This is a genomic window from Sulfurihydrogenibium sp., assembly GCF_027448985.1.
Classification (GTDB): domain Bacteria; phylum Aquificota; class Aquificia; order Aquificales; family Hydrogenothermaceae; genus Sulfurihydrogenibium.
This window is the reverse complement of the sequence record NZ_DAIDMN010000106.1, coordinates 1-3,423: the sequence shown is the minus strand read 5'-3', so window position 1 is coordinate 3,423 and position 3,423 is coordinate 1. Positions and strand designations below refer to the sequence as shown.

Annotated in this window: 3 protein-coding genes; all 3 read right to left on the bottom strand. The window is 33.3% G+C overall.

Features of this window, described 5'->3' with window-relative positions:
- Positions 1-65 precede the first annotated feature (65 nt).
- Positions 66-1,115, bottom strand: a complete 1,050-nt coding sequence (hemE, locus tag NE054_RS07435) for a uroporphyrinogen decarboxylase (RefSeq protein ID WP_297890263.1) — start codon at positions 1,113-1,115, stop codon at positions 66-68.
- Positions 1,102-1,386 carry an HU family DNA-binding protein gene (locus NE054_RS07430; protein ID WP_297890261.1) on the bottom strand — a complete coding sequence of 95 codons (285 nt, stop codon included), beginning with the start codon at positions 1,384-1,386 and terminating at the stop codon, positions 1,102-1,104. The genes hemE and NE054_RS07430 overlap by 14 nt, the downstream gene beginning before the upstream one ends.
- Positions 1,383-3,423, bottom strand: a 2,041-nt coding sequence (ileS, locus tag NE054_RS07425; RefSeq protein ID WP_297890259.1) for an isoleucine--tRNA ligase, incomplete at its 5' end; no start/stop codon positions are given. The genes NE054_RS07430 and ileS, both read right to left, overlap by 4 nt.

The window sequence follows — 3,423 nt, the reverse complement described above, 5'->3', positions numbered from 1 at the left end:
CAACCATTTATAAAAGTCTTTTCTAAAGACTTCTTTTAAGTCTTCCTTTTCTTTAATCATAAAAATCAGCTCCTTATCTTAGAGGATATATCTTTAACAATATCTACCAAGTACTTTACTTTTTCAACATCCATATCCGGCATAAGTCCGTGTCCAAGGTTGAATATATGTCCAGAGTCTTTTCCCCAAGAATTTAAAATATGTTCCACTTCTTTTTTTATAGCTTCTTTTTCCGCATACAGAACCACAGGGTCCAAATTACCTTGGACTGCTGCTTTTGGATAAAGTTTTGATTTTGCATCTTTTATATCTATCATCCAATCTACACTGTAAACATCAGCTTCAGATTCTGATATAAAATCGATAAATCCACACACTCCTTTTGTGAAATGGATAACAGGCTGATAATCTCTTTTTAGATTTTTAATTATTTTTATAATGGGTGGTAATGCAAACTCTTTATAATCTTTTGGTGAAAGATGTCCTGCCCAGCTATCGAATATCTGAACTGCATCAGCTCCGGATTGTATCTGAAAATTTAGATATTCTATAAGCATATCAGATATCTTATCAAGAAGTTCTTTGAAAGTATCCGGATGATTATACATAAATGTTTTTGTTTTTTTAAACTCTCTACTTCCTTTCCCTTCTATCATGTAAGCTGCCAATGTAAAAGGTGCTCCTGCAAAGCCGATTACCGGAATTTCACGACTTAAAGTTTGGTTCACACCCTTGATTATCTCTCCGACATAACTTACATCTTGAACATTAAAAGGTTTTAATCTGTTTAAATCATCTATTGATTTAATTGGATTTTCAAATACCGGTCCTTCCCCTTCTTTAAATTCAAATTTCATTCCAATAGATTCAAGAGGTGTGAGTATATCTGAGAAAATTATAATTGCATCAATATCAAGAATTTGTTTAGGTAAGATTGACGCTTTTACCGAAAGGTCAACATTTTTATAAAAATTCTTGAAACTTCCGGCTTTTTCTCTTAACTCTCTGTACTCTTTCATATACCTTCCTGCTTGACGCATAAGCCAAACAGGTGTTCTTTCTATAAACTCTTTTCTACATGCTCTTAAAAATAAGTCGTTTTTAAGATTCATCAGGTTCTCCTGTCATGTTCTTAAAGGCTCTTTTTAGAACTTTTCCGGGCTTAAAGTGAACCGTTTTTGAATAACTAACTCTCTTTTTACCTTTAAGAGGTTTTTTTCTCTTTAAAACTTTAAAAGTACCGATTTTTCTAATTTCTATCTTTTCACCTGACACAAGTCCTTCTATCATCTTATCAAAGATTGCATCAACTATTTTTTTGATATCTTCCGCCTCTATATTTTTATATTTTCCTTTTAAAATTTTAACGATATCTGATTTTTTCATACTATCTCCTCCATGTTAATATTCATAATTTCAAGCTGTGATTTACATCTATCACATACTTTTTGTCCATTTTTACCAACTGATTCGTCGTAAATCCAACATCTTGGACACTTTTCACCTTTTGCCTTTGTAATGGCAACTTTTGAACCTTTAACCGACTCACCTTCTAAAACTACATCACCTTCCGGATTTTCTGATAATTCCAACTGACTAACGGTAAAGAAAAACTTAATCCAGTCTATTCTCTCCTCAATTAATCTCTTATACTCTTGTGGAAGACTTAAAATCACTCTTGCTTCGTAAGGATGTCTCACTAAATCTTTCTTTCTTGCCTCTTCTAGTCCTTTTAAAACATCATCTCTTATTTCCAGAAGTTTATCATATATGCTTTCCAAATCATTATTTATAAAAACCTCTTCTACTTTTGGAAGTAGTTCAAGATGGACACTTTCTTTTAAAGAAGGGTTTATTTTTCTTACATACTGCCAAACTTCTTCAGCAGTAAAGGATATTATAGGAGCAAGAATTTTGTTTAAAGAAGTAAGAAGATACCAAAGTGTAGTTTGAGCTGACCTTCTTTCTAAACTTTTTGGAGCATAAACGTAGAGTCTGTCTTTTAAAATATCAAGGTAAATAGCAGAAAGATCTACTATAAAGAAGTTTTTAACGGTATGGTAGATTTTATGGAATTTTCCTTCTTCGTAAGATTTATCAGCTATTTCTATAATTCTTTGAAGTTTAGAAAGTATCCACTTATCAAGTTCAAGCATATCTTTATAATCAATTTTATCTTCCGAAGGGTTAAAGTCGTAAAGGTTTCCTAAAAAGAATCTAAAGGTGTTTCTTATCTTCCTATAATCTTCAGCAATTCTCTTTATAAGGTTAAACCCGATTTTTATATCTTCTGTGTAGTCTTCTGTCACAACCCAAAGTCTTAAAATATCCGCTCCGTATTCGTTTATAACTTTTTCCGGAGCAACCACATTACCAGCAGATTTAGACATTTTTCTACCTTTTTCATCAAGGGTAAAACCGTGTGTCAAAACAGCATCGTAAGGAGCTCTTCCATAGGATGCCACAGATTCAAGTAAAGATGATTGAAACCATCCTCGATGTTGGTCTGAACCTTCAAGGTACATATCAGCAGGCCATCTTAATTCTTTCCACTCTCCGTACTTTAAAACTGCTGCATGAGATACTCCTGAATCAAACCATACATCAAGAATATCTTCTTCTTTTTTAAAGTTTGTACTTCCACACTTTTCACACTTATAGCCTTCAGGAAGTAATTCTTTTGCTTCCTTTTCAAACCAAACATCAGCTCCGTATTCATTGTTTCTAACAAGATTTGCTATATGTTCAAAAACATTTACATCTTTTACGATTTCTCCACAATCTTGACAGTAAAAAACTGTTATAGGAACACCCCAGCTTCTCTGTCTTGAGATACACCAATCTGGTCTGTTTTCTACCATGCTTTTTATTCTATTTTGTCCGTAAGATGGAATCCATTTAACCCTTTCAATCTCTTTTAAAGCCTCTCCTCTTAGTGTGTTTCCACCTTCCAATATTGCATCCATCGATATAAACCACTGAGGTGTAGCTCTGAATATAACAGGATTTTTACATCTCCAACAGTGAGGGTATGAGTGAGATATTGTCTCTTTGTAAATAAGTGCTCCTATCTCTTGTAGTTTTTCTACTATTATATCGTTTGCATCAAAAACCCTTACACCAACAAGCCATTGAGGAGCTTCTTTAGTAAATCTCCCTTCATCATCAACAGGAGCAAAAGGTTCTACACCGTACCTTTGACCTACTATGTAGTCTTCTTGACCATGTCCAGGTGCCATATGAACAAGCCCTGTACCTGCTGTAAGTTCTACAAATTCAGATAGATAAATTTTAGAAACCCTGTCTATAAATGGATGATAATACTCTTTAAATTCTAGTTCTTTCCCTTTTAATTCTTTTAAAATCTTACCATCTAATCCGGTTTTCTCTTTAAAGTTCTCAAGTAATTCTTTTGCAACTATC